A 25317-nucleotide genomic window follows, 5' to 3' on the forward strand; every position below is an offset into this window, starting at 1 on the left:
TTCAGCATGTGCCGCCTCCCTTCTCTTCGACGAGGAACCAGGCTTTGGCCTTCTCGTCGAGTGCTTGCGCAAAGACCAGCTTCGCGGTGGCTACGTGACGGTCGCCGTCGTTGCCGGAGTCGGGAATCGGTTTGCCGGTGGACCGAAGATTGGTGGTCACCTTCGAGCTGTCGATACAGGCGGTCAGCCGAACCTCCGGCTGCTCCAGCGTCAGCTTGACCGAGTCGACCGAGACAGAGCCGATTTGGACGAATCCTGTCTGGTACCAGCCGTTCTCCCGCTGGAACTTGATCTCGCCGAGTACATCGATGAGCCACGTGCCACCGTTGCCTGCTCTTGTCAGCGCTGTACGGTCCGACTTCCGTGGGTCGTGCAGGGTTGTGTCAACGGCTCGCCGCGCGCTTGCATACCGCACTTTGGCAGCGTCGATGGCCGCCTGCTCTTCTTCTGTCCACTGAGAGGTGGTCGGAGCAGAAGGAATCGGTGTGCTCAGGGGTGGGGTCGTGTCCGGGCGGCCCGCCTCGGGAGAAGAGCTCGTGCAGGACGCCAAGGGCAGGGTGAGGAGCAGGGTGGCGGCTGCGAGGGTGTGGCGGCGGGGCATTCGGGTCGGCTCCTGGGGCGCGGGGGTTGCGGACGGTGTAAGGGTTTCATACGGGGCGTGGTGGCGGCTGGGGTTATCCACAGGTTGCAGGTTGTTGCAGGGGTGAGGGGTGGCGGGAAGTTGCCTGTTCAAGTACGGGGGTGGGTTGGTAGGAGGCGCCGGCAGGGGATGAGGGAAAATCGCTGACATGTCGCCACTGGGTCGTCGTCGGGTTGTGGAGAGCGTGCGCCGGGGGGAGGTCGTGGCGCCGGAGCCGCATGGTTCGGGGGCTCGGCCGCCGGGGGTGCCGGGGGAGTTGGTGCCTCGGCACGTGGCGATCGTGATGGACGGGAACGGGCGGTGGGCCAAGCAGCGGGGGTTGCCGCGGACCGAAGGGCACAAGGCGGGAGAGGCTTCGCTGCTGGACGTGATCAAGGGCGGGATCGAGATCGGGGTGAAGTACATCTCGGCGTACGCGTTCTCGACCGAGAACTGGGCCCGGTCGCCGGAGGAGGTCCGGTTCCTGATGGGGTTCAACCGGGACGTCATCCACCGGCGGCGGGACGAGCTGGACGCGATGGGGGTGCGGGTGGTCTGGTCGGGGCGCCGGCCGCGGTTGTGGAAGAGCGTGATCGACGAGCTCGAGGACGCGCAGGAGCGGACCAGGCACAACGACGTGATCACGCTGCAGTTCTGCGTGAACTACGGCGGGCAGGCGGAGATCGCGGACGCGATGAAGTCGATCGCGCACGAGGTTGCCGCGGGCAAGCTCCGGCCGGACCGGATCACGGAGAAGACGATCGCGCGGCATCTGTACCATCCGGAGGTTCCGGAGGTCGACCTGTTCGTACGGTCGTCGGGGGAGCAGCGGACGTCGAACTTCCTGGTCTGGCAGCTGGCGTACGCCGAGATGGTGTTCCTGGACACGCTGTGGCCCGACTTCGACCGGCGGGATCTGTGGCGGGCGATCGAGCTCTACGCGCAGCGGGACCGCCGGTACGGCGGGGCGATTCCGAACGAGGTCGGTGGGCAGACGTCGAGTTAGTCAGCCGGTGTGACCAGGTCCGCTGGTCTCGGCGGGGGCGCGGACTTGGAGGGAGCGGAGGCGAAGGGCGCGATGAGCGCCGGCAGGACACCCGACTTCGCGCTCACCGGTTCCGGGGCGAAGGCAGCAACCCGCGCTCGATCGCGACCGTGACCGCGTGGGTGCGGTCGTCGACGTCCAGCTTCGTGAACAGGCGTTGCAGGTGGGTCTTCACCGTTGCCTCGCCGATGAACAGTTCCCGTCCGATCTCCGCGTTGCTCAACCCCCGGGCCACCGCGGCCAGGACCTGCAGCTCGCGCGGTGACGGCTGGACGGCGGCGGCTGGCGCCGGCGTACGGAGTCGCGACATCAAGCGCGCGGCGACCGGCGGCGCCAGCACTGTTTCGCCCCGCGATGCCGCCCGGATCCCGTCGAGCAGCTCGGCGTGAGGGGTGTCCTTCAGCAGGTACCCCGCGGCCCCGGCCTCGACGGCGTGCAGGATGTCCGTGTCCGTGTCGTACGTCGTCAGCACCAGCACCTTCGTCGCCGGATAACCCGACACGATCGCGCCCGTCGCGGACACGCCGTCGCGGCGCGGCATCCGCAGGTCCATCAGTACGACGTCCGGCCGGGTCGCCTCGACGAGCGCGAGCGCTTCCTCGCCGTCGCCGGCCTCGCCGACCACCTCGATGTCGTCGGTGACGGCGAGCATGCCGGTCAGCCCGGAGCGCACGATCGGGTGGTCGTCGACCACCAGTACGCGCACGGTCACGAGTTCTCCTGATTGGTTGAAGGAATGAGGACTTGCACGCGCGTCCCACGCCCCGGCGCGCTCTCCACCTGGACGCTGCCGCCCGACTCCTCGACCCGCCCGCGCATCGCGGCGAGGCCGTAGCCCGCGGCGGCCGCGGACGGCTCGAAGCCGGTGCCGTCGTCCGAGACCGAGATCCCGACCCCGTCGGCTGCCATCGTCAGCGTGATCAGCACCGTCGTCGCCCCCGCGTGCTTCCGGACGTTCGCCAACGCCTCCTGCGCCGCCCGCAGCAGCACCACCTGCTGACCCTGCGGCAGCGCGGCGACCTCCTCGTCGGGCATGTCCAGCGACACCTGTACGTCGACGCCCGTCTCCGCCGCGAACCGTTCCGCCTGCCGCCGCAGTACCTCGGTCAACGTTGCCTCCGACAACGCGACCGGCGTGAACGCGGCCACCAGCGCCCGCGCCTCCGCCAGATTCTCCCGCGCCGTGTCCTCGATCGCGCTGAGGCGATTAGCCACAGCAGAAGCCCCACCGCCGGAAGCCCCACCGCCGGCAGCCCCACCGCCGGCAGCCCCACCGCCGGCAGCCCCACCGCGCGAGAGCTCGACCGCCGCGGTCTGCGCGAGCATCACGATGCTGGTCATGCCCTGCGCGAGCGTGTCGTGGATCTCCCGTGCCATCCGCTCCCGCTCGGCCATCACGCCGGCGGTGTGGTGCGCATTGGCCAGCTCGTCGCGGGCCGCCTCGAGTTCGGCGATCAGCTCCGCCCGCTGCTCGCTCTGCGCGATCACCCGGTCGATCCAGATCCCGAGCAGCAGACTGACCACCAGGCTGATGATCATCCAGGGCAGGATGTTCCAGAAGGCGCTCATCGTCCCGCCGGCGCCGTACAGCTGGCCGGTGCCCACGCAGACCACCAGCAAGACGCTGAACAGGGCACCCTCACGAATCCGGTCCGCGAGCAGCCAGATCTGCGGCGACGCGATGAACATCAAGAAGATGGACTGCGGAAAGATCGCCACCACGCCCGCGACGCACACGATCGCGATCACCCGGTAGATGTGCGCCGGGACCCGTTGCCGCGACAGCATCGCCGGACCGCCGATCAGCGCGTACGCCGTACCGAGGGTCGCCAGCAGTGCCAGCAGGATGACGTGCTCGCGGCCGGTCAGGTCGTTCGGGAGGACGGAGACCAACGTGGTGACCGCCAGCAGGCTCCAGAAGACGATGTGCCAGGCCAGCATCGTCCTGGCCCACATCGCCTCGGAGTCCGGGGCGCGGTTGAGCTTCATGGCTGCCATCATCCTCCACGACGCTCGTCGCCGGAGCATGTCAGCCGGCGTCCCGGCGGGTCCAGCGGAAGACGCGCTGGGCGACGACCAGTCCGACCACGAGCCAGACCGAGAGCACGATCGCGCCGGTCCCGAGCTGCCAGGAACCACCGGGCTCGGACGCCTCGAAGCCGTCCGGCAGGAACACCGACCGCATGCCCTGGGCCAGCCACTTCAGCGGGAAGATCTCCGAGACCGTCCGCATCCAGGCCGGCAGGCTGCTGTAGACGAAGTAGACGCCGGAGATGAACTGCAGCAGCAGGACGACGGGCGTCACCACGGCCGAGGCCGCCTTGCCGGACTTCGGGACGACGCTGAACGCGATCCCCAGCACCGAGCCGGACGCCGTACCGAGCACGAAGATCCACAGGAAGTGCAACCACTTGTCAGGCGAGGACGGGATGTCCACGCCGAGCAGCAGCCCGGCGATCGCCAGCAGCAGCCCGAACTGGGCGATCGAGGTGACCAGGACCAGCCCGATCTTGCCGATGAAGTACGACTGCGGCGACATCGGCGTACCGCGCAGGCGCTTGAGCAGGTCCTCGTCGCGTTCCATCGCGATCGTGATCGCCAGTGACTGGAAACTGGTCAGGAAGATGCCCGAGGCGATCATGCCGGGCGTGAAGTACGTCGCGGCGTCGACGCCGTCGGCGAAGTCGGTGCCGCTGAACACGGCCGAGAAGATGGCCAGGAAGATGATCGGGAAGAAGAAGGTGAAGATCAGCTGCTCCTTCTCGCGGAAGAACTGCTTCACCTCCAGCCCGGTCCGGGACAGCCCGACCTGTACGACGGACGGCAGCGGGCGGCTCGGGGCGGTGGTGCTCATCGGGCGGCTCCTTCGAGGGTCTCGGCCTGTACCGCGCCGATCAGGTCCAGGTAGATGTCTTCGAGGCTCGGCCGGCGCACCTGCAGCTCCGGCACCTCACCGCCGAACCGGGCCATCAGCCGCGCGACCTCCGCGGTCGGCTCGTCGGTCCGTACTTCGTGCGCGCCGTCGGCGTCCAGCCAGGACACCCGCGCGGTCCGGGCGCCCCGGCCGCCGAGCGTGTCCGGCGTCGCGATCTCGAGCATCCGCCCGTCCGCGATCACGCCGACCCGGTCGGCCAGGTGCTCGGCCTCGTCCAGGTAGTGGGTGGTGAGCAGGATCGTCGTACCGGTGGTGCGCAGGTTCTCGATCAGGGTCCAGAACTTGCGCCGCGCCTCGGGGTCGAAGCCGGTGGTCGGCTCGTCGAGGAACAGCAGCTCCGGGTTGCCGATCACACCGAGCGCGACGTCGAGCCGGCGGCGCTGACCGCCGGACAGCTTCCGGGTCCGGGTCTTGGCCTTCTCCTCCAGCCCGACCGACGCGATCACCTCGGCGGGGTCGCGCGGGTTCGGGTAGTAGCCGGCGAAGTGCTGGACCAGCTCGGCGACCGACAGTTCGGCCTCGTCGCGGGACGACTGCGCGACGATGCCGACGCGGGCCCGCCAGTGCCGGTCGGCGCGCGCCGGATCGGTGCCGAGGACCTTGACGTCGCCCTCGTCGGCCCGGCGATACCCCTCCAGGATCTCCGTGGTCGTCGTCTTGCCGGCGCCGTTCGGGCCGAGCAGGGCGAACACCTCACCGTGCCGGATGTCCAGGTCGACGCCCGCGACGGCGACCTTGTCCGGGTACCGCTTGACGAGTCCGCGGACCCGCACTGCCAAGTCTGTGTCTTTCATGAGTCAACTGTGGCGGCCGGGAGCACCAGTCGGGAGCACCGGACGGTGTACCGGCTGTCCCTCGACCGGGGGACACTGCGGCGTCCCCCGATCCTGTACGGCGGCCCGCCGCTCGGCCTATCGGCCCCGGCGACCGGTCTACCGGCGTAGCGACCGGCGACCCGGCGTACCGAAATCCCCGGCCCGACGCGCGGACGGGGGCTGACGGGAGCGGCCCGGATTGGTTAGCGTCGGGCGCATGAGTCAGACAGTGCGTGGAGTCGTAGCCCTGAGCAAAGGTGCCCCGGTCACGATCGAGCAGATCACGATCCCCGATCCCGGTCCGGGCGAGGCGGTGGTGCAGGTGCAGGCCTGCGGCGTCTGCCACACCGACCTGCACTACCGGGAGGGCGGGATCAACGACGAGTTCCCGTTCCTGCTCGGCCACGAGGCGGCCGGGATCGTGGAGAGCGTCGGCGAGGGTGTCACCGAGGTCGCGCCGGGCGACTTCGTCGTACTGAACTGGCGCGCGGTCTGCGGCAGCTGCCGGGCCTGTCTGCGCGGCCGCCCGTGGTACTGCTTCAACACCCACAACGCGCAGCAGAAGATGACGCTGGCCGACGGCACCGAGCTGTCGCCCGCGCTCGGCATCGGCGCGTTCGCGGAGAAGACCCTGGTCGCGGCCGGGCAGTGCACGAAGGTCGACCCGGAGGCGAAGGCCGAGGTCGCCGGCCTGCTCGGGTGCGGCGTGATGGCCGGCCTCGGCGCGGCGGTCAACACCGGCAACGTCGGTCGCGGCGACACGGTCGCGGTGATCGGCTGCGGCGGTGTCGGTACGGCGGCCGTCGTCGGCGCCCGGCTCGCGGGCGCGGCCCGGGTGATCGCGCTCGACATCGACCAGCGCAAGCTCGACGTCGCCCAGGAGCTCGGCGCGACGCACACGATCAACTCCAAGGGCCTGGACCACGACGGTGTCGTCGAAGCGGTCCAGGAGCTGACCGGCGGTTTCGGCGCGGATGTCGTGATCGACGCGGTCGGCCGTCCGGAGACCTGGAAGCAGGCGTTCTACGCTCGCGACCTGGCCGGGACCGTCGTGCTGGTCGGCGTACCGACGCCGGACATGCAGCTGGACATGCCGCTGCTCGACTTCTTCGGCCGGGGCGGTTCGCTCAAGTCCAGCTGGTACGGCGACTGCCTGCCGTCCCGCGACTTCCCGCTGCTGATCGACCTGCACCTGCAGGGCCGGCTGCCGCTCGACCGGTTCGTGTCGGAGACGATCGCGCTGGACGAGGTCGAGGCGGCGTTCGCCAAGATGCACCACGGCGACGTACTGCGGTCTGTGGTGCTGCTTTCAGAAGGCGCCGTCTGATGGCCGCCCGGATCGAACGGCTCGTCACGTCCGGGACGTTCAGCCTGGACGGCGGGACGTGGGACGTCGACAACAACATCTGGCTGGTCGGTGACGACCACGAGGTGCTGGTGATCGACGCGGCGCACGACGCCGAGCGGATCGTCCAGGCGGTGGGGGACCGGCGGGTGGTCGGGCTGGTCGCGACGCACGGGCACAACGACCACATCAACGCCGTCGGCGGCGTCCAGGCGGTGCTGAAGTGCCCGGTCTGGATCAGCTCGGCCGACCAGATGCTCTGGTCCGCCCTGTACGACGAACTGCCGGACCACGACCTGAAGGAGGGCACCACCTTCGACGTCGCCGGGACGACGCTGAAGGCCGTGGCCACACCGGGCCACAGCCCCGGCTCGACCTGCCTGTACGCCGCCGACCTGGACGCGGTCTTCACCGGTGACACCTTGTTCCAGGGCGGTCCGGGCGCGACCGGCCGGTCGTACAGCGACAAGCCGACGATCCTGAAGTCGATCCGCGAGCGGCTGCTCACGCTGCCCGAGGGCACGGTCGTGCACACCGGCCACGGCGACACCACGACGATCGCGGCGGAGCTCGGCACCATCGAGTAGCACCCGCCGCCGGCCGGGCGTCGACCGTCGCGCACGCACCACGAGACCGGCTTCGTAGTTGCCCTGAGCAACCGCGGAGCCGGTCATTCGTCTGTTCGGAAACTTCCTGTGGACACACAATTTACAGCGCTGTAAGGTCCCTCGCAAGCCACCGCCGAGAGGGGACCGTCGAGGATGTCCACCCGCCCGAACATCCTGCTGCTGATGACCGACCAGCACCGGGCCGACCTCACCAATCAGCACAGGACCGCCGGCTCCGGTCTGGACCTGGACACGATGCCGCGCCTGGACCAGGTCGCGGCCGCGGGAGCCGCATTCGGCCGCGCCTACACCAGCTACCCGGCGTGCGTTCCGGCCCGGACGAGCCTGCTCACCGGCCGCTTCCCGACCGCGCACCACGTCCGGCAGAACAGCAATGCCGAGCACGCCTACTACTCCGAGGACCTGCTCGACGTACTGCGAGCAGCCGGGTACTCGCTGCACTTCGCCGGCAAGCCCCATATGCACCGGACCGAGCAGGACTTCGACACCTACCACGGGCCGTTCATGCACGACCGCGGTCCGGCGGTCACCGAGTCCGAGGTCGCGTTCGACCAGTGGCTGCACGACCTCGACCACGGCGTTGCCGACGAGCCCACGCCGTACCCGGTCGAGGCGCAGCTGCCGTACCGGATCGTCGACGGGGCGATCGAGGCGCTGCAAGTCACGACCGAGGACGACCCGTTCTTCCTGTGGGTCTCGTTCCCGGAGCCGCACAATCCGTACCAGGTGCCCGAGCCGTACTTCAGCCTGTACGCCGAGGAGGACGTGCCCGAGCGACTGGCCGGCCCCGAGGCGATCCCCGGACTCGGCTGGCGCTACCGCTGGCTGCACGAGCTGACGACGGCCAAGCGACCGGCGTACGACGACGCCTGGCGGCGGTACCGCGCCAACTACCTCGGCATGCTGCGCCTGATCGACGACCAGATCGCGCGGCTGCTCGACCAGCTCGGGGACCGGCTGGACGACACGATCGTGGTGTTCGTCAGCGACCACGGCGACTACGTCGGCGAGTACGGCCTGCAGCGCAAGGGCGCCGGGATGTCCGACTTCCTGATGCGGATCCCGTTCGTGGTCAGCGGTCCCGGCGTCACGGCCGGCCCGCGCGACGAGCTGGTCTCGATGGTCGACCTGTTCCCGACACTCTGCGAGCTGGTCGGCGCGGAGATCCCGGCCGGTGTCCAGGGCCGCAGCCTCGCCCCGCTGCTCGCGGGTGAGGCCGGACCCGACGTCGAGTTCGGCAGCATCTACGCCGAGCTCGGGTACGGCGGTGTCTCGTACGACGAGAGCGACCGCCCGCCGCTGCACTTCCCTTACCAGGGACGCAACTACGACGAGCTGAACTCCGTCACCCAGAGCGGTGGCGAACGAATGGTCGTCAGTGGCAACCACAAGCTGATCGTGGACGACCGCGGTCAGCACCGCCTGTACGACCTGAGCGCCGACCCGGCCGAACTGGTCGATCTGGCCGACGACCCCGCCCACCACGCCGTCCACGACGCGCTCCAGGCCACGTTGCTGCGCTGGCTGATCCGCGTCGCCGACGACCTGCCGGCCGGGGCCTACACCCCCAAAACCGTCAAGCACAACTGGCGCTGGGCTTAGAGCGCTGACCTGGAGGCGCACCATGGCAGGACTGACTCGCCGGAGCTTTCTCGGCTTCGGCGCCGCGACCGCGGCGGCACTGACTCTTCCCGGCTGCGGCGGCAGCGACGAAGGCTCGTCGGACGGGCTGCGCGTCGCCTGGTACGGCGGCGACCCGGTGCACAAGGCGATGGACGCCGCGCTGAAGGAGTTCGGCACCGAGCTGAAGCTCAGCACCGAGCGCGCGGCGTTCGCGGACTACTGGGACAAGCTGGCCACGCAGACCGCAGGCCGCAAGGCCCCGGACGTCTTCCGGATGTCGATGACGTACTTCGCCGAGTACGCGCAGCGGAAGGCGCTGCTCGACCTCAGCGGCAAGCCAATAAGGCTCGACGCCCTCGATCAGGACGTTGCGGACAGCGGCAAGCTCGACGGCAAGCTGATGGGGATCGGGCAGTCGTCGATCACGCACGCGACGTTCCGCAACCCCGCGCTGGTCGAGTCCCGCGGCGGCAAGCTGCCGGCGACCTGGAGCTGGGACAGCTTCGCGACCTTCGCCAAGGACTTCGCGGCCGACGCCGGTCCGGGCAAGTACGGCACGACCGATGTCGGCGGCAACATCCAGATCTTCGAGACCTGGTCCCGCGAGTACGGCGCGGAGCTTTTCGCCGACGGCAAGCTCGTGGTCGGCCAGGACGTGATCGAGGGCTGGTTCGCGTACTGGGACGCCCTGCGCAAGGCCAAGGCGGCGCCGGCCGCGGACGTGTCCGCCGAGGGCGGTTCGTTCGAGACGTCGCAGCTGTCGAAGGGCGCCGCGCCGGTCGAGTTCGGCTGGGTGCAGCAGCTGACCTTCTACCAGCCGCTGGTCAAGGACGCCGAGCTCGCGGTCGGCGCCGTACCGGGCCGGACGGCGGGATCGCTGCGCGGCCAGTTCCTCAAGGCGCTCGACTTCTGGTCGGTGTCGGCGGAGACGAAGAACCCCGACGCCGCCGCGCAACTGATCGACTTCCTGATCAACGACGACCGCGCAGTCAAGGCGATCGGCCTGACGCTCGGCGTACCGCCGTCGAAGAAGTCGCGTGACCTGCTGGCCGCCCAGCCGAAGACCCCGGCCGGTCAGGCGATCGCGTACGTCGAGAAGATCGAGCAGCAGGTCGGTCCGTCGCCGCAGCCCTGGCCCAAGGGGTACGGCGAGCTGAACAGCGTGTTCAACCGGCTCAACCAGGACGTCGGGTTCGGCAAGACCGACCCGAAGGCGGCGGCGGAGAAGTTCGCCGCGGAGTCGGCGCGGGTCCTCGGCGCATGATCAGCGGCACCCTGCGCGGGCGGCTGCGGGAGAGCCTTCCGGCGTACGCGTTCCTGGCTCCGTGGCTGGTCGGTCTGGTCGGGCTGACGCTCGTACCGATGGTGCTGTCGCTGTACTACTCGTTCACCGACTACAGCCTGCTCAGCCCGCCGGTCTGGGAGGGGCTCGCGAACTACGAGCGGATGTTCTCGGACGACCGGTTCCAGCACTCGCTCGTGGTCACCTTCACGTACGTGCTGCTGTCGGTGCCGCTCGAGCTGGTGTTCGCGCTCGCCGTTGCCGTCGTACTGAACCAGGGCCTGCGCGCGGTGTCGTTCTACCGGGCCGTGTACTACGTGCCGAGCCTGCTCGGCGGCAGCGTCGCGGTCGCGATCCTGTGGCGGCAGATCTTCGGTGCGGACGGGCTGGTCAACCAGGTGCTCGGTCTGGTCGGGCTGGACGGGCCGGGCTGGATCTCCTCGCCGGACACGTCGCTGTTCACCCTGGTGCTGCTGCGGGTCTGGCAGTTCGGGGCGCCGATGGTGATCTTCCTGGCCGGGCTGCGGCAGATCCCGGCCGACGTCCTGGAAGCCGCCGAGGTCGACGGTGCGGGGCGGCTGCGGCGGTTCTTCCACATCACGTTGCCGCTGCTGTCGCCGATCGTGTTCTTCAACCTGGTGCTGCAGATCATCGGCGCGTTCCAGGCGTTCACCCCGGCGTTCATCATCTCCGGCGGCAGTGGTGGTCCGTCGGACTCCACCTTGTTCTACACGCTCTACCTATACCAGAAGGCGTTCGGCAGCTTCGAGATGGGCTACGCGGCCGCGATGGCGTGGGTGCTGCTGCTGATCATCGCCGGGTTCACCGCGGCCAACTTCGCGATGAGCCGGCGCTGGGTCTTCTACGCCGACGACCGGGAGTCCCGATGAGCAGCTCCACCCGTGGCAGGGCCCCGGCGGCGAACCGCCCGGCCGGGCTGCTGTCCCGCCGTACCGTCTCGCACGCGGTGATCATCCTGGTCGGGCTGGTGATGCTCTACCCGCTGATCTGGATGCTGAGCAGCTCGTTCGAGCCGAACTCCGAGATCTTCGGCTCGTCGTCGGTCGTGCCGACGTCGCCGAGCCTCGACAACTACGTCAACGGCTGGTCGGGAACGGGCAAACCGTTCTCGCTGTACCTGGTCAACTCGTTGCTGATCTGCGGGCTGACGATCGTCGGCAACGTGCTGTCCTGCTCGCTGGCGGCGTACGCGTTCGCCCGGCTGTCGTTCGTCGGGCGGCGGCTGCTGTTCGGGCTGATGCTCGGCACGATCATGCTGCCGCAGCACGTGACGCTGATCGCGCAGTACTCGATCTTCCGCGACCTCGACTGGGTCGACACCTACCTGCCGCTGGTGGTGCCGAAGTTCCTCGGCACCGAGGCGTTCTTCATCTTCTTGATGGTGCAGTTCATCCGCGGGCTGCCGCGGGAGCTGGACGAGGCGGCGCGAATCGACGGGTGCGGGGTGTTCCAGATCTATCTGCGGATCGTGCTACCGCTGCTGCGGCCGGCGCTGGTGACGACGGCGATCTTCTCGTTCATCTGGAGCTACAACGACTTCTTCACCGCGCTGATCTACCTTTCCGACCCGGACAAGCTGACCGTCCCGCTGGCGCTGCGCACGTTCCTGGACTCGTCCGGGCAGTCCGAGTGGGGGCAGATGTTCGCGATGAGCCTGGTGACGATGGTGCCGGTGCTGGTGGCGTTCGTGCTGTTCCAGCGGCGGATCGTCGAGGGCGTCGCGACGTCCGGGCTGAAGTGAGGTGTGGGGCTCGGCGACGTCAGGACCGACGGTGGTGGCGGCCGGTAGCCTGACCGACGTGATCGATGGACGGTGGGGCGCGTGACGGGCAGACCACGGCTGGCCGACGTCGCGGCGCGGGCCGGGGTGTCGATGAAGACCGTGTCCAACGTGATCAACGACTTCCAGCACGTGTCGGCCGACACCCGCGCGCGGGTGCAGGCCGCGATCGACGAGATCGGCTACCGGCCGAACCTGTCGGCCCGCAACCTCGCGCTCGGGCGGGCCGGGCTGATCGCGCTCGTCGTACCGCAGCTGGACATGCCGTACTTCGCGGCGCTCGCCGGCCAGGTGCTGCAGGCCGCCGCGAAGCGCGACTGGGTGGTGCTGATCCAGCAGACCGGCGGCGACCTCACGGTCGAACGCGACGCACTGGCCGGCCGCTTCCCGCAGCGCATCGACGGGCTGATCCTCAGCTCGACCGCGGTCGGGTCGGCGGAGTTGCGCAAGCGGACCGACCGGACGCCGCTGGTGATGCTCGGCGACCGCAACTACCAGGGCGCCGCGCAGCACGTTGCCATCGACAACGTCGCGGCGGCCGCGGCCGCGGTCACGCACTTGGCCGAGCTCGGGCGGCGACGGATCGCGATGATCGGGTCGAGCCCGGGGGATCGGCGGCACCCGCGGCTGGTCGGGTACCGGCTGGCGATGAAGGCGGCCGGGCTGCCGATCGACGACCGCCTGATCAAGCCGGTCCGGAACAACCTCGGCGAGGAGGGCGAGCAGCAGATGACCGCCCTGCTGGCCGAGCACGCGCAGGATCCGCCGGACGCGGTGTTCTGCGTGACCGACTGGGTCGCGCTGGGCGTCGTCCGGGCGCTGCGGACGCGGGGGTTCCGGGTGCCCGAGGACGTCGCGGTGGTCGGGTTCGACGACATCCCGTACGGGCGGGCGGCGACGCCGACGCTGTCGACGATCTCGCCGGACCGGTCGGCGATCGCGCGGCTGGCGGTGGACTCGCTGCAGGCGCAGTTCGAGGCGGCCGCGGCCGGTACGGCGTACGAGGTGGGGGAGCAGCAGGCGGCGTTCCGGCTCGTGGTGCGGGAGAGCTCGGGCGGCTGAGCGATCCGGCCGCGCCCGAGCCGGTCGCTGCTGTCGGACGCGTCCTGTCTAGCGAGTGGTGGTTGCGCTGGCCTGGTCCCAGGACACGGGGGTCGTGTAGAGGACGAAGCGGTAGTCGCGGGTCTTGCTGTAGCGGTAGGACATCGTGGCGACGCCGGCTGAGTTGGTGGTGACGGCCTTCAGGCCCTTCCAGGTCGTCGTCCCGCGCTCCTTGAACTGGAACGCGCCCTTCGCCGATCGCTTGAAGTAGCTGTCGCTCGCGGTCGAGTACAGCAGCGAGGTCCCGGTCAGCGTCACGACGTCGCTCGTCCGCTTGCTGGTGATCCAGGCGGCGGTCGCGAGCCGGATGTCGGACTTGACGGTGTTCTGCGTCAGCGGGTTGCTTCCGCTGTCGAAGGCCCCCGACGGACGCCACGTGTGCAGCCCGATGGTGTGGAAGTCGTAGACGTCCCAGCTTTCCTGGGTAGTCCCGCTGATGAAGTACGCGCCGCCCTGGCTTCCTTGGCTCGGGTGGATCAGATCCCAGCCCGACGAACCACCGTTCAGCGAGCAGATGCTCGAGGCCGACAGCTTGAACTCCTTGTACGGCTGCCCGATGACCACCCGGTACGGCGCCGTCAGGGTGCAGGCCGCAGCGGTCTGGGCGCTGGCTGGTGTGGCGATGAGGGCTGCCGTTGCCAGCATCAGCGCGGCGGTCACAGCTGCCCAGGGGCGTGGCCGAGCCGGCCCTTGACGTGGCGCTTGACCTTGCCGGCGGCGCGCTGGAGTCGCTGACGATCGACTGCGCCGCGTTGCTGCCGCAGATGTCTTCGTACGCATGATTCAACCCCCAAGGTGTTGTTTCCCTAGCCATGGATCCTTGACGTGATGAGCAACGAGGGCAAGTCTCGCCATGGACTCTTGACGTGATGAGCAACGGGGGGCAAGTCTCGCTACGAATGCGCGGTGTGGTGGCCCGCGACAGGCGATGGCGCTCGTGAACTTCACCTTTCGAGTCGCCGGGGCTGAGGTGGTGAGCGCCGGCCGGGCCCGTGCGCCGGACGGTCGATGGTGCGCGCGTTCTCGCGGTGGTTGGTCTTTTTGCCGCCGACGGTGGCGGGCCCGCGCGCGGCCGGGCGGGTCGCCGCGACGTGGCGGGCGCGCGGCCGGGCGGTTGCCGCCGACGTGGCCGGTACGCGTGGCCGGGTGGTTGCTGACCATGCGGCGGGCATGCGGCCGATCGGATGGCCGCCGATGCTGGGGGCTGGGGAAATGAGCGCTGCCCGGCCCGGGCACGCGCGCTCGGGTGGATGGTCGCTGACGTGGCGGGTACGCGGCTGGTCGGGTGGCCGCCGACGCTGACGGTCGAGGCTTGTACGCCACGCCGACCGCGGTCAGCGCGGCGACAGCGTGGTGGCGGGCACCCCTCGGCAGCGCGCACAAGACACCCCTGGCACGCAGACGTGGCTGATGGCCGCGTGCCGGGTGAGCATCGCGGAGGTCAGCTGGGCATGAGCTCGGCACGATCCGGCGGCGGGCGGCTGCGGGGAGTGGCTGAGTGGCCGGCGGCTGAGTAGGCGGTGGAGTGGGGTGGGCGGGTAAAGGGAGTGGCTGAGGGACGGGCGGGCGAGTGCACGGTGGAGTGCGTCGGACTCGTCCACGGTGGGCGGACGATCGTGGGGCGGCCGGTCTCGGTGCTGAGGGTCCAGTGGCCCTGGTGGACGTCGATGTGGTGTCGCTTGCAGAGCAGAGCGAGGTTCGTGATGCGGGTTTCGCCGCCATCGGCCCAATGGACGACGTGGTGGGCTTCGGACATGGCCGGCGGGGCGCCGCAGATGATGCAGCCCTGGTCGCGGACGTTCAGCGCCCGGCGAATGGCGGGAGTGACGAAGCGGTGCTCGGTGCCGACGTCGAGTGGTTCGGAGTCCGATCCGAGGACCAGCGGGATCACTCCGGCGTCGCAGGCGATGCGACGGACGGTGGCTGCCGACAGCGTGGCGCCCGAGGCGAGGGAGCCCGTGCCAGTGCCAGTAGTCAGGGCGTCCAGGCCGATGGTGACGGTGACGTGGGGCTTGATGGCGCCGTGGGCGGGGACGGCGGTACCAGTCGCGGCAGCGGACTCAAGCACGCCGGTCAGGGCGTCGGCCTGGCGCCGGCCTCGGCTGCGGGGGTCTCGCCGGCCGTCGAGAGTCTTGCGGGGCTTGGCGCCCGCGAAGACGAGGGTCTGGAGCAGCTCGGCGTGCGCGCCGGCGAGGTAGCCGCCGAACTCGATGCCGAGTTCGCCGCGTTTCAGCCACAGGTTCTCGGCTGCCAGGGCCTGGCGCTCGTCGGGCTCGGTGCCGTCGGTGTCGAGGGTGTCCCGGACGCGTTTGCCCAGCGAGCGGAGGTCGGCGGGGCACAGCACTTGGCCGGACTTGACGAGTTCGCGCTCGGCGACCTGGAGATCCTCAACAGGCACCTGGGCCGTCGCAGGGATCCGCTCGAGCGCGGTGACGATGGCGTCGGCCTGGCCAGGATGAAGCCGTACTGAGTCGTCGGGCAGGTTCAACGCGGCGCGAACCTGCTCGTACTTCGGCAGCGCGAGGGCCAGCCGGAGGTCACGGCGTACGTCGGTGTGGTCGAGACGATGACGGGTCGAGATCAGCTGGACGGTGCCGCGCGCGCCGATCTCAGCGGCATGACCGTTGGCGTCGAGTCCGGCAAGCAGCTCAAGACGGTAGGTCTGCAGGCGGTCGAGTTGCGCTTGCACGCCGTCGAGAGTGGTCAGCATCTCGCTGCCACTCATCGACCACACCGGGCGCTGCCCGAACTCTTCCATACCGACCAGTCTGCAGTACGCCGCCGACAGTTTTCGGTCCGGGAATCCCTTGTGCACAAGGGATCTGGCAATTGGCCGGTTTCGGCCAGGTCTTGGTGGCTGTGGAAAACCTCGCTGAGGAACGACGTGTCGTCGCCTACGATCGCGGGCATGAACAGCGCCGAGGTCGTGGCCCAGAACCGGCAGTACTGGCAGGCGCTCGCGCCGCATCGGCCGGGCGAGTCCGTCGAGTTCTTCCGCGCCGGCGGCAGCGCGCTCAACCCGGACGAGCTTGCGGCGGTCGGCGACGTGAGCGGACGGCGGGTGCTCCAGCTGGCGTGCTCGGTCGGCGACGAGGCGCTGACCTTCGCCGGGCTCGGTGCTGACGTCACCGCGGTCGACCTGGCGCCGACCCACCTCTCGACTGGCCGCGCCAAGGCGGGCGCGCTCGGATTGTCCGTCGACTTCCGGGAGCAGGACATGATGGCGCTCGATCCCGAGCTGACCGGGTTCGATCTGATCTTCATCTCGTGGGGTGGCATTTGCTGGGTGCCAGATCTGACCAGTTGGGCCGCAGACCTGTCCACGCGGCTCGCGCCAGGCGGCGTACTGGTGATCAGTGAGCACCACCCGCTCTGGGAGGTCCTCACTGTCACCGCCCCCATGAGCGTCAACGGCGACTACTTCGCCCCCGCCCGCGTCGGCTATGCCGACCCGCTCAAGGCCCCGGAGATCACTCGCGAACTCGAGTCGCCGATCCTCAGCCGCAGTTTCGTCTGGAGCCTCGGTGCCCTCACGACCGCCGTACTGGCTGCCGGCCTCACCCTCCGATCCCTGCAGGAGTTCGCCGCGCCCGAGATGTACGCCGCCCTCGGCGACAAAGCCGCCTGGCTCCCCGCTACCTACCTCCTCACCGCAACCCGCTGAGGTGCGCCGCTTCGTCGTACTGGATGCTATGGGCGTGCTCTACCGACACGGCAACGTGGTCACGAGCCTGCTCATCCCGTACCTGCGTGCCCACGGCTGCACCGCCACCGAGCCGGCATATGCCTCCACCCGACAACGCAGTCGCCACTTGACCACAGAAGCGGGCGGGTGGGCTGATCATGGCCAGCCCGCGTCAGGTGGTGGGCGCTGCCCGTAAGCCGTGCACCACCGAACTGCTGGAGCGTCAGGCTTTCTGGCAGTCGGCGCAGGTGCCGAAGATTTCGAGGGTGTGGCTGATGTCGGCGTAGCCGTGTTCGGCGGCGACCTTGTCGGCCCAGCGTTCGACGGCGGGGCCTTCGACCTCGACGGTGCGGCCGCAGTTGCGGCAGACCAGGTGGTGGTGGTGGCCCTTGGAGCAGCGGCGGTAGGCGGTTTCGCCGTCGGCGGTGCGCAGGACGTCGACCTCGCGGGAGTCGGCCAGGGCCTGCAGCGTCCGGTAGACCGTGGTCAGGCCGACGGCCTCGCCGGAGGTGCGGAGCTCCTGGTGGATCTCCTGGGCTGTCCGGAAGTCGTCCAGGTTGTCCAGCACCGACGCCACCGCCGCGCGCTGGCGGGTGGACCTCGTACCGATCGCCACCGTTCCTCCTGTCATGAGATCACCGATTCTTCCCGGCAACTCGCCATTCTGGCAGACGTCGCCAAGTCAGCGCCTGTCGCCAAGCCACTCCCGGCCAAGTCGGCGCTTGCCAGTCAGTGCTCGTCCCAGTGGTCGCCGTGTGCCGCGTGCAGGTGCCCGTCGTGCACGTAGTCCACGTGGTCGCCGTGCTCGACCTTCGTGTGCCCGCACTTCTGGCCGTGTGCGTGCTCGTGCTCGTCGGTCACCACATGCGGCTCCGGACCCGGTACCCCGACCTCGGGCTCTTCATCAGCCAGCGGAGCCTGTACGGCGCGCCGCCGGCGGACCAGCGCTCCCGCCGCGGCCGCGGCGACGAAGCACGCGAGAGCCAGGACGACGATCGTCGCGCCCGGCGCCACGTTCGCGTTGTACGACGTGATGATCCCCGCCAGACACACCAGTACGCCGATCCCGCACGCCGTCACGAACGTCGACCGGAACGACCGCGTCAGCTGTTGCGCGGTCGCCACCGGCACCACCATCAGCGCGCTGACCAGCAGCAGCCCGACGGTCCGCATCGCGACCGTCACGGTCACCGCGGCCATCACCGCGATCAGCAGGTTGAGCAGCTGGACGCGCAGCCCGGTGACCCGGGCGAACTCCTCGTCCTGGCACACCGCGAACAGCTGCGGCCCGAGCCCGACAGCGACGACCAGTACGACGACCGCCAGCCCGACCACGACGTACAGGTCGGACGGCGAGACGGTGGTCAGCGAGCCGAACAGGTACGTGTTCAGCGTCGCGGCACCCTGACCGGCCAGGCCGATCAGCAGCACACCACCCGCGATCCCGCCGTAGAAGAGCAACGACAGCGCGACGTCGCCGCTGGTCTTCCCACGGGCCCGGATCAGCTCGATCGCACTAGCGCCCACCACCGCGACCAGGATCGCCGTCAGCACCGGCGCCGTTCCGGTCAGTAGCCCGAGGGCGACCCCGGTGATCGCGATGTGCCCGATCCCGTCACCCATCAGCGCCAGCCGCCGCTGCACCAGGTACGTCCCGATCGCCGGCGCCGACAGCCCGGTCAGCAGCCCGGCGATCAGCGCCCGCTGCATGAACTCCAGCTCGAAGAGGGTCATCCCAGCCACCCCGGGTTGTCGTTCACCACGTGGTGAACGTGGGCGTGGGTCTGGGAGGCGTGCGGCGGGCCGTCGTACACGATCCTGCCGCGGCGGAGGACGATCGAGCGGTCGATCAGGGCGTCCATCGGGCCGAGGTCGTGGCTGACCATGACGACGGTGGTCCCGCGGGCGACGCGGACGCGGATCGCCTCGGCGAAGATGTCCTGGCTGGCCAGGTCGACGCCGGCGGTCGGCTCGTCGAGCACGAGCAGTTCCGGGTCGGACACCAGCGCACGGGCGATCAGTACTCGTTGCTGCTGGCCCCCGGACAGCTCGGCCACGGCGTCCTTGCGGCGGTCGGCCATGTCGACCAGCTCGAGCGACTCGTCCACAGCAGCCTTCTGGGCGGCCGACAGCGGCCGGAAGAACCGCCGCTTCGACAGCAGCCCGGACGACACCACCTCGTGCACGGTCGCCGGTACGCCGCCGGCTGCGGTGATCCGCTGCGGCACGTACCCGATCCGGCTCCACTGGCGAAAGCGCGGCACCGGCGTACCGAACAGCCGGACCTCGCCGCGCGCGGCCGGGAGCAGGCCGACGATCGTGCGGACCAGCGTGGACTTGCCGGAGCCGTTCGTGCCCAGTACGGCGATGACCTCACCGGGCCGGATCTGCAGGTCGATACCCCGCAGCACGAGACGACCGCCCAGGTCGACCGAGAGATCGGTGACCTGGACGGCCTTCGCGGTGTCGGGTGAGGAGGCTGTCACGCGCAGCTGTTCGCCTTCCGGAGCTCCTGCAGGTTCTCCCGCATCAGCGAGAGGTAGGTCTCCTGTGAGTTCGCGTCCGACAGCCCCTCGATCGGGCTGAGGACCGCGGTCTTGACGTGGACGTCGCGGGCGATCGACTCGGCCACCTTCGGGCTGACGAGCTCCTCGTAGAAGATCGTGGTGACGTGCTGGCTGCGCACGATTTCCTGGACCTCCTTGATCCGCTGGGGGGTCGGCTCGGCGTCGGGGGTGAATCCGGCGATACCGACCATCTGCAGACCGTACCGCTTCGCCAGGTAGGCGAAGGCCTCGTGACTCGTCACGAACGTCTTCAACTTGCAGGACGCCAGCCCGGACTTGTACTCCGAGTCGAGCTTGGTCACCTCACCGAGCAGCGTCTTCGCGCGCTCCTTGTACCCGTCGGCGTGCGCCGCGTCGACCTCGACCAGCTTGTCCGTGACAGCCTGTACGACGCCCGCGTAGCGGACCGGGTCGAGCCAGAAGTGCGGGTCGAGCGCGTCCTCGCTGTACGCCGCGGCCTTCACAGTCGGGCGCAGTACCGACCCGCTCGGGGTCGCGGCGCCGCCCTCCTCGTGCTCCTCGAAGTCCGCGCCGGTGGCCTCCAGTTGGGCGGCCGGGGCGATGTCGAATCCGGCACTCTTGGCGTTCTGCTCCACGGCCTCGTCGACGGCCGGCTGCAGGCCCTTCTCGAACACGACCAGCTTGGCGTCGGTGATCGTGCCGACCTGCTTCGGCGTCAGCTCCAGGTCGTGCGGCTCGACGCCCGGCGCGGTCAGCGTGGTCACGTTCACCGCGTCGCCCCCCACCGACTTGGCGATGAACTCGAGCGGGTAGAACGATGCCACCACGTCGAGCTTGTCTCGGCTGCCGCCGGAGCCGTCGGCAGCGTTGCCGCCGCAGCCTGCGAGAGTGAGCAGGGTCAGGGCGGCAAGGCCGGCCGTGGCAGTGCGACGGACAGGACGACGACTAGATCTCATGACAATCATTTTCATTTAAACGGAACTGGTTGTCAAAACAGGGAGTGGACGGATGGGCAGGCGACCGGTCGGGCGCAGGCGGGCCGACAACAAACCCAACCGGCGCCGCCGGATCGAAATTCCCCGTGGTTCCGGGCACGGCCACGGTCATGGGCACGGTCACGGGCCCGGCGGCTGGGGCGACGAGCACGTGGTGGACACCTCGGTCGTGGACTCCGACGCGGTGGTCGCCCGCCGGGTCCGGGTCGTGGTCGCGGCGTTCCTGATCCCCCTGATCGCGGCCGCGATCATCGCGATGGTGGTGATGTGGCCGGGTGGCGACGTGGTGGTCGAGTCGGCCAAGTCCAGCGGTGCCGGCGGTACGGTGACGAAGCTCGAGCCGTGCCCGGAGAGCCCGGCCGACTGCGACCAGGCGACGATCCGGGTGGACTCGGGCAAGAGCGATCTCGGCGCCGAGGTGCCGGTCGAGGTGCCCAAGGGCGCGCAGACGTCGATCCCGGTCGAGGTCGGCGACAAGGTCCTGCTCGGCGTCAACGGCAGCGCCCCGATCGCCGAGCGGTACGAGTACGTCGACCACGACCGCGGCCGCCCGCTGCTGATCCTGGCGGCGATCTTCGCCGTCGCGGTGGTCGTGCTGTCGCGCTGGCGCGGCCTCGCGGCGCTCGGCGCGCTCGGGGTCACGGCGGTCACGCTGACCCAGTTCATCCTGCCCGCCATCCTCAAGGGGTCGAACCCGCTGCTCGTGGCGGTGGTCGGCGGCTCGGTGATCATGGTGATCGCCCTCTTCCTGACGCACGGGATCAACGCGCAGTCCTCGGTCGCGCTGACCGGCACGATCGCGGCGCTCGGCCTGACCGCGTTCTTGGGCTGGGCGTTCGTGAAGTTCTGCGACCTGTCCGGGATCGCGTCCGACGGCGCGTCGGCGCTCAAGGCGTACGTCCCGGACGTCGACCTGGCCGGGCTGCTGGTGGCCGGGATCGTGATCGGCGCGCTCGGGGTCCTGGACGACGTGACGGTGACCCAGGCGAGCGCGGTGTGGGAGCTGTCGGCGGCCAATCCGGCCGCGGGGCGCGCCGCGCTGTTCGGCGCCGGGCTGCGGATCGGCCGGGCGCACGTCGCCTCGGTGGTGAACACGCTCGTCCTCGCGTACGCCGGGGCGGCGCTGCCGATCCTGATGGTGTTCGCGATCAGCGGGACGCAGTCCAACTACCTGATCTCGACCGAGCAGGTGGCGATCGAAGTCGTCCGAGGTCTGGTCGGCAGCCTGGGCATCATTGCGGCCGTTCCGTTGACCACCGCGCTGGCCGCGATGGCCGTCGCCGACCGCTCGCGGGACTTGGTCTCCGACGTGGAGCACCTAGGTCCTGAGCCGGAAAACGCCGATCGAGTGGCGGATTCTCCCCAGTCGTGATGTTGCACTGATCGTGGTCTGATCTTCCGGATTCCTGTCCGGCAGGTTCTTCCGTCGCGACCGTTGGCGCTCTAGAGTTCCGATCTGTCACGGATCGTCCGCCCAAGACTACCTTCCGTGGCAGTGAGCCTGAGGAGCCGCGGATGCAGCGACGCGTGGGTGTGTGGTTGTTCGGGGCAAGGGGTTCGGTCGCGACCACGACCGTCGCCGGAGCGGCCGCACTGGCCCACGGCGCCCCGCCCGCCGGAGTCGTCACCGAGCAGCCGGCGTTCGCCGGTGCCGGCCTGATCCCGATCGATCGGCTGGTCTTCGGCGGGCACGACCCGTCCGATACGCCGCTGAGCAAACAGGTGGAGCGACTCGTTGCCGGAGGCGTCCTCCCACCCGGTCTGGACGGCCTGATCGCCGCCGAGCTGGCCGAGACCGAGCGGAACCTGGTGGTCCTCCCGGTCGCGGACACCCAGGACGAGCTGGTCCGCAGGATGGCCGAGGACATCAAGGCGTTCAGGTTGCGGAACGACTTGGAGCACGTGGTCGCGATCAACGTCGCGTCGACCGAGCCGCCGTACGAGGTGCGGTACGCAGACCTCGCCGAGCTCCGAGAGGCGCTGAAAGCCACCCGGATCGTCAGCGAGGAGAGAGGGGGAAAGGCGAGCGGCGCCGCGGAGGCGGGGCACGAGGCGGCCGGCGATGCGGAGGCGGGGCGCGAGGCGGCCGAGCAGGCGTTGCCGCCCAGCTCGCTCGGGGCGCTGGCCGCGTTCGAGGCGGGAGCGGCGTACGTGGACTTCACGCCGTCGACGTCGATCCGGCCGCAGGTGGTCCGGGACTGGGCGGTCGAGCGGCAGTTGCCGTACGGCGGGCAGGACGCGAAGACGGGGGAGACCCTGGTGAAGAGCGTGCTCGCGCCGATGTTCACCGCTCGGGCTCTGCCGGTGCAGGCCTGGTCCGGGACCAACCTGCTCGGTGGTGGCGACGGCGCGACGCTGGCCGACCCGCACGCGGCCGAGTCGAAGAGTGTGTCCAAGGAACGCGTCCTGACCGAGCTGCTCGGCGGTGAGGTGCCTGGTGAGGTGCACATCGACTACGTGGACCCGCTGGGCGACTGGAAGACCGCCTGGGACCACGTGATGTTCTCCGGGTTCCTCGGCGTACGGATGACGCTGCAGTTCACCTGGCAGGGCTGCGACTCGGCTCTGGCCGCTCCGCTCGTGCTGGACCTGGCCCGGCTGTCCGCACTGGCGCTGGAGCGAGGTCATGTCGGGGCGATGCCGTTCCTGGGGTTCTACTTCAAGGACCCGGTCGAGTCGACCGAGCACGCGCTGACCAGGCAGTACGACGAGCTGGTGCGGTGGGTGCAGGAATGCTGAAGGACCTGGTGGAACTCGTCCGGGCTCCTGCCGCGCTGACCGTGCCTGGTGACGTACTGGCTGGTGCTGTGGCGGCTGGAGACCTGCGGCCTGGCCGGATGGCTGGGCTGTCAGCAGCGTCGGTGTGCATCTACTGGGCCGGCATGGCGCTCAACGACTGGGCCGACCGGGAGATCGACGCCGTCGAGCGACCTGAGCGGCCAATCCCCTCCGGCCGGGTGCCTGCCAGTACGGCGTTCGGACTGGCGGCTGGACTCACTGCTGCCGGGCTGGCGCTAGCGGGCCGAGCTGGAGGTCGCTCCGCCCTGGCGACCTCGGCTGTGCTCGCCGCTACCGCGTGGAGCTACGACCTGAAGGCCAAGAACACGGTGGCCGGTCCGGTGTTCATGGCAGCGGCCCGGGCGCTCGACGTACTGGTCGGTGCTGGCGACCAGCGGAGGCGGGCGTGGGCCCCGGCGCTGGCTGTCGGTACGCACATCCTGGGCGTGACGGCGATGTCCCGCGGAGAGGTCCACGGCAGTACGCCGCTGCCGGCCCGCGGCGCCCTGGCTGCCACGTCGGCCATCACCGCAGCAACGCTGAGCCGCCCTGAACATGCTGCAACAGCAGTACTCACAGGACTCTTCGTACAAGCGGTAGGACCAGCACAGGTCGCTGCAGCTCAAGAGCCGAGTGGGCCGAAGCTGCGGCGAGCAGTCGGGGCGGGCATTCACGGGCTGGTGCCGTTGCAGGCGGCCTGGTGCGCCCGGGCCGGTGCACCGAGGCTCGGTGCGGCGTTGGCTGTGGCGCTGCCGTTGGCCAAGGCCCTCGCACGGAAGGTGTCGCCGACATGAGGCTCGGCTACGGCACGAACGGGTTCGCCAACCACCGGCTGCCCGAGGCGCTGACAGTCATCGCCGACCTCGGGTACGAGGGTGTCGCGCTGACGCTCGATCACAACCACCTCGATCCGTTCGGCCCTGACCTGAAGGAGCGGACGGCCGAGGTCGGGCGGCTGCTGGCCCGCTCCGAACTGGCGGTGGTGATCGAGACCGGCGCGCGCTATGTACTCGATCCGTACCGCAAGCACGAGCCGACGCTGCTGCACACCGACGGCGCGGAGTGGCGGATGCTGCTGCTGGAACGCGCGATCGACATCGCCGCGGAGCTCGGTGCGGAGGCGGTGTCGTTCTGGTCCGGCGTACTGCCTGCTGAGGTGCCGGCCGACGTCGGGTGGGAGCGGCTGACCAACAGCTGCCAGCAGCTCGCCGCGTACGCCGCCGATCGTGGAGTCGTGCTCGGTATGGAGCCGGAGCCGGGGATGCTGCTCGACGATCTCGCCGGGTTCTTCAAGCTGCACGAAGAGGTGGACGCACTCGGCCTCACGCTCGACATCGGGCACCTGGTCTGCAACGAGCCGAAGCTGCCGGAGGAGTGCATCCGGCTGGGTGCGCCGTACCTGGTCAACGTCCAGATCGACGACATGCGCCGGGGAGTGCACGAGCACCTGGAGTTCGGCACCGGCGAGGTCGACTTCGAGCAGGTCTTCAAGGCGTTGCAGGAAGTCGAGTACGAGGGTTTGGTGGCCGTTGAGCTGCCGAGACACTCGCATGCGGCGCCGACTGTCGCACGGGAGTCGCTGAGCTTTCTCCGGGACTACTTGTGAAGGCGACCGAGCTGCCCGTGGACGTCAGTGGGCTCGTTGGCCCGTTGGCCGAGGTCTTTCCCGCGGTTGCCCGGGTGACCGGAAAAGGGGCTCTGGGCAACGGGTGGTCGGCGGACGAGGCCGCGCGGGCGAAGCTTCTGGCGGGAGTCTCGGCCGCTGAGATCGCGGAGCTCTACCGCTACGGCGACACCCACGAGAAGCTGGCGATCCTCAAGGCCCTGGAGCTGGAGGACATCGAGCAAGCGGTGGGCTCGCACGGCACAGCGCTGATCGAGGACGCGATCCGGACCAACGACCAGCGCCTGCTCGCGGCCGCGCTCGGCCCGTACGCGACGAAGCATCTCAGCCGGACCGCGTTCCGGCAGGCCGTGCTCAAGTGCGTGTTCGCCGGCGTACCGCTGGCTGCCGTCGACGGCCTGCCGGAGCGCGCCGACGACGAACTGCGACGGATGATGGCCGACTTCGCCGCCGAGCGGCGCGCGGCCGGCCGGTCCGTTCCCGTGGATCTTCAGCCCTACCTGGAGGGGTGA

The 25317-nt window shown here is 69.6% G+C and carries 25 protein-coding genes; 14 read left to right on the forward strand and 11 right to left on the reverse strand.

The genetic code is table 11. The features are described from left to right. Window position 1: 1 nt before the first annotated feature. Window positions 2–601, reverse strand: a complete 600-nt coding sequence (locus tag HDA39_RS02375; protein ID WP_184793602.1) for a hypothetical protein — start codon at window positions 599–601, stop codon at window positions 2–4. Window positions 602–788: 187 nt separating this feature from the next. On the opposite strand from HDA39_RS02375, the gene HDA39_RS02380 reads away from it, so the two are divergent. Continuing rightward, the gene (locus tag HDA39_RS02380) at window positions 789–1625 is read left to right on the forward strand and encodes an isoprenyl transferase (protein WP_202892846.1); all 837 of its coding nucleotides are present in this window, start codon (window positions 789–791) and stop codon (window positions 1623–1625) included. Window positions 1626–1728: 103 nt separating this feature from the next. Here HDA39_RS02380 and HDA39_RS02385 read toward each other — a convergent pair whose 3' ends face one another. The 4 genes from HDA39_RS02385 to HDA39_RS02400 are packed head-to-tail and all read right to left on the reverse strand — an operon-like array spanning window position 1729 to window position 5393. Beyond that, window positions 1729–2376 (reverse strand): response regulator, encoded by a 648-nt coding sequence (locus HDA39_RS02385; RefSeq protein WP_184793603.1) that lies wholly within the window; start codon window positions 2374–2376, stop codon window positions 1729–1731. Then, on the reverse strand, window positions 2373–3653 hold the full coding sequence (locus tag HDA39_RS02390) for a sensor histidine kinase (RefSeq protein WP_238355959.1): 1281 nt from the start codon (window positions 3651–3653) through the stop codon (window positions 2373–2375). Before HDA39_RS02390 ends, HDA39_RS02385 begins: the two co-directional genes overlap by 4 nt. A 40-nt stretch (window positions 3654–3693) precedes the next feature. Beyond that, window positions 3694–4518 carry an ABC transporter permease gene (locus HDA39_RS02395; RefSeq protein ID WP_184793605.1) on the reverse strand — a complete coding sequence of 275 codons (825 nt, stop codon included), beginning with the start codon at window positions 4516–4518 and terminating at the stop codon, window positions 3694–3696. After that, entirely contained in the window at window positions 4515–5393 is an 879-nt protein-coding gene (locus HDA39_RS02400; protein WP_184793606.1) for an ABC transporter ATP-binding protein, read from the reverse strand. The genes HDA39_RS02395 and HDA39_RS02400 overlap by 4 nt, the downstream gene beginning before the upstream one ends. A gap of 238 nt (window positions 5394–5631) precedes the next feature. On the opposite strand from HDA39_RS02400, the gene HDA39_RS02405 reads away from it, so the two are divergent. The 7 genes from HDA39_RS02405 (at window position 5632) to HDA39_RS02435 (ending at window position 13156) form a co-directional block, all read left to right on the forward strand. Continuing rightward, entirely contained in the window at window positions 5632–6741 is a 1110-nt protein-coding gene (locus HDA39_RS02405) for an S-(hydroxymethyl)mycothiol dehydrogenase (RefSeq protein ID WP_184793607.1), read from the forward strand. Continuing rightward, a complete protein-coding gene (locus tag HDA39_RS02410) occupies window positions 6741–7346 on the forward strand; it encodes an MBL fold metallo-hydrolase (protein WP_184793608.1) in 606 nt (201 codons plus the stop codon). The genes HDA39_RS02405 and HDA39_RS02410 overlap by 1 nt, the downstream gene beginning before the upstream one ends. 174 nt (window positions 7347–7520) lie before the next feature. Further along, window positions 7521–8990: a sulfatase-like hydrolase/transferase gene (locus tag HDA39_RS02415; protein ID WP_184793609.1), complete on the forward strand. Its 1470-nt coding sequence runs from the start codon at window positions 7521–7523 to the stop codon at window positions 8988–8990. Window positions 8991–9012: 22 nt separating this feature from the next. Next, on the forward strand, window positions 9013–10275 hold the full coding sequence (locus HDA39_RS02420; RefSeq protein ID WP_184793610.1) for an ABC transporter substrate-binding protein: 1263 nt from the start codon (window positions 9013–9015) through the stop codon (window positions 10273–10275). Then, a complete protein-coding gene (locus HDA39_RS02425; RefSeq protein ID WP_184793611.1) occupies window positions 10272–11183 on the forward strand; it encodes a carbohydrate ABC transporter permease in 912 nt (303 codons plus the stop codon). Before HDA39_RS02420 ends, HDA39_RS02425 begins: the two co-directional genes overlap by 4 nt. Then, the gene (locus tag HDA39_RS02430; protein WP_184793612.1) at window positions 11180–12055 is read left to right on the forward strand and encodes a carbohydrate ABC transporter permease; all 876 of its coding nucleotides are present in this window, start codon (window positions 11180–11182) and stop codon (window positions 12053–12055) included. Before HDA39_RS02425 ends, HDA39_RS02430 begins: the two co-directional genes overlap by 4 nt. A gap of 81 nt (window positions 12056–12136) precedes the next feature. Further along, on the forward strand, window positions 12137–13156 hold the full coding sequence (locus HDA39_RS02435) for a LacI family DNA-binding transcriptional regulator (RefSeq protein ID WP_337925596.1): 1020 nt from the start codon (window positions 12137–12139) through the stop codon (window positions 13154–13156). A gap of 48 nt (window positions 13157–13204) precedes the next feature. Here HDA39_RS02435 and HDA39_RS02440 read toward each other — a convergent pair whose 3' ends face one another. Next, window positions 13205–13855: a hypothetical protein gene (locus HDA39_RS02440; protein ID WP_184793613.1), complete on the reverse strand. Its 651-nt coding sequence runs from the start codon at window positions 13853–13855 to the stop codon at window positions 13205–13207. 781 nt (window positions 13856–14636) lie between these two features. After that, entirely contained in the window at window positions 14637–15953 is a 1317-nt protein-coding gene (locus HDA39_RS02445) for an HNH endonuclease (protein ID WP_184793614.1), read from the reverse strand. A 150-nt stretch (window positions 15954–16103) separates the two neighbouring features. Here HDA39_RS02445 and HDA39_RS02450 point away from each other — a divergent pair, with 150 nt between their 5' ends. Continuing rightward, a complete protein-coding gene (locus tag HDA39_RS02450; protein ID WP_184793615.1) occupies window positions 16104–16859 on the forward strand; it encodes a class I SAM-dependent methyltransferase in 756 nt (251 codons plus the stop codon). A gap of 244 nt (window positions 16860–17103) precedes the next feature. On the opposite strand, the gene HDA39_RS02455 is transcribed toward HDA39_RS02450, so the two are convergent. The 4 genes from HDA39_RS02455 to HDA39_RS02470 form a co-directional block, all read right to left on the reverse strand. Beyond that, entirely contained in the window at window positions 17104–17496 is a 393-nt protein-coding gene (locus HDA39_RS02455; protein WP_337925597.1) for a Fur family transcriptional regulator, read from the reverse strand. 113 nt (window positions 17497–17609) lie between these two features. Next, entirely contained in the window at window positions 17610–18614 is a 1005-nt protein-coding gene (locus tag HDA39_RS02460) for a metal ABC transporter permease (RefSeq protein ID WP_184793617.1), read from the reverse strand. After that, complete coding sequence (locus tag HDA39_RS02465) at window positions 18611–19366, reverse strand: ATP-binding cassette domain-containing protein (protein ID WP_184793618.1); 756 nt, start codon at window positions 19364–19366, stop codon at window positions 18611–18613. Before HDA39_RS02465 ends, HDA39_RS02460 begins: the two co-directional genes overlap by 4 nt. Continuing rightward, complete coding sequence (locus HDA39_RS02470; RefSeq protein ID WP_184793619.1) at window positions 19363–20364, reverse strand: metal ABC transporter substrate-binding protein; 1002 nt, start codon at window positions 20362–20364, stop codon at window positions 19363–19365. The genes HDA39_RS02465 and HDA39_RS02470 overlap by 4 nt, the downstream gene beginning before the upstream one ends. Before the next feature lie 52 nt (window positions 20365–20416). Here HDA39_RS02470 and HDA39_RS02475 point away from each other — a divergent pair, with 52 nt between their 5' ends. From HDA39_RS02475 to HDA39_RS02495, 5 genes are all read left to right on the forward strand, one after another. Continuing rightward, the gene (locus HDA39_RS02475; protein ID WP_184793620.1) at window positions 20417–21775 is read left to right on the forward strand and encodes a YibE/F family protein; all 1359 of its coding nucleotides are present in this window, start codon (window positions 20417–20419) and stop codon (window positions 21773–21775) included. A 143-nt stretch (window positions 21776–21918) separates the two neighbouring features. Continuing rightward, entirely contained in the window at window positions 21919–23142 is a 1224-nt protein-coding gene (locus HDA39_RS02480) for an inositol-3-phosphate synthase (protein ID WP_184793621.1), read from the forward strand. Next, window positions 23136–23975 (forward strand): SCO3242 family prenyltransferase, encoded by an 840-nt coding sequence (locus tag HDA39_RS02485; RefSeq protein WP_202892847.1) that lies wholly within the window; start codon window positions 23136–23138, stop codon window positions 23973–23975. Before HDA39_RS02480 ends, HDA39_RS02485 begins: the two co-directional genes overlap by 7 nt. Next, window positions 23972–24787, forward strand: coding sequence for a sugar phosphate isomerase/epimerase family protein (locus HDA39_RS02490; RefSeq protein WP_184793622.1), 816 nt, complete (start codon window positions 23972–23974; stop codon window positions 24785–24787). The genes HDA39_RS02485 and HDA39_RS02490 overlap by 4 nt, the downstream gene beginning before the upstream one ends. Before the next feature lie 74 nt (window positions 24788–24861). Further along, a complete protein-coding gene (locus HDA39_RS02495) occupies window positions 24862–25317 on the forward strand; it encodes an EboA domain-containing protein (RefSeq protein ID WP_337925598.1) in 456 nt (151 codons plus the stop codon).

It is taken from the genome of Kribbella italica (assembly GCF_014205135.1).
Classification (GTDB): Bacteria; Actinomycetota; Actinomycetes; order Propionibacteriales; family Kribbellaceae; genus Kribbella; species Kribbella italica.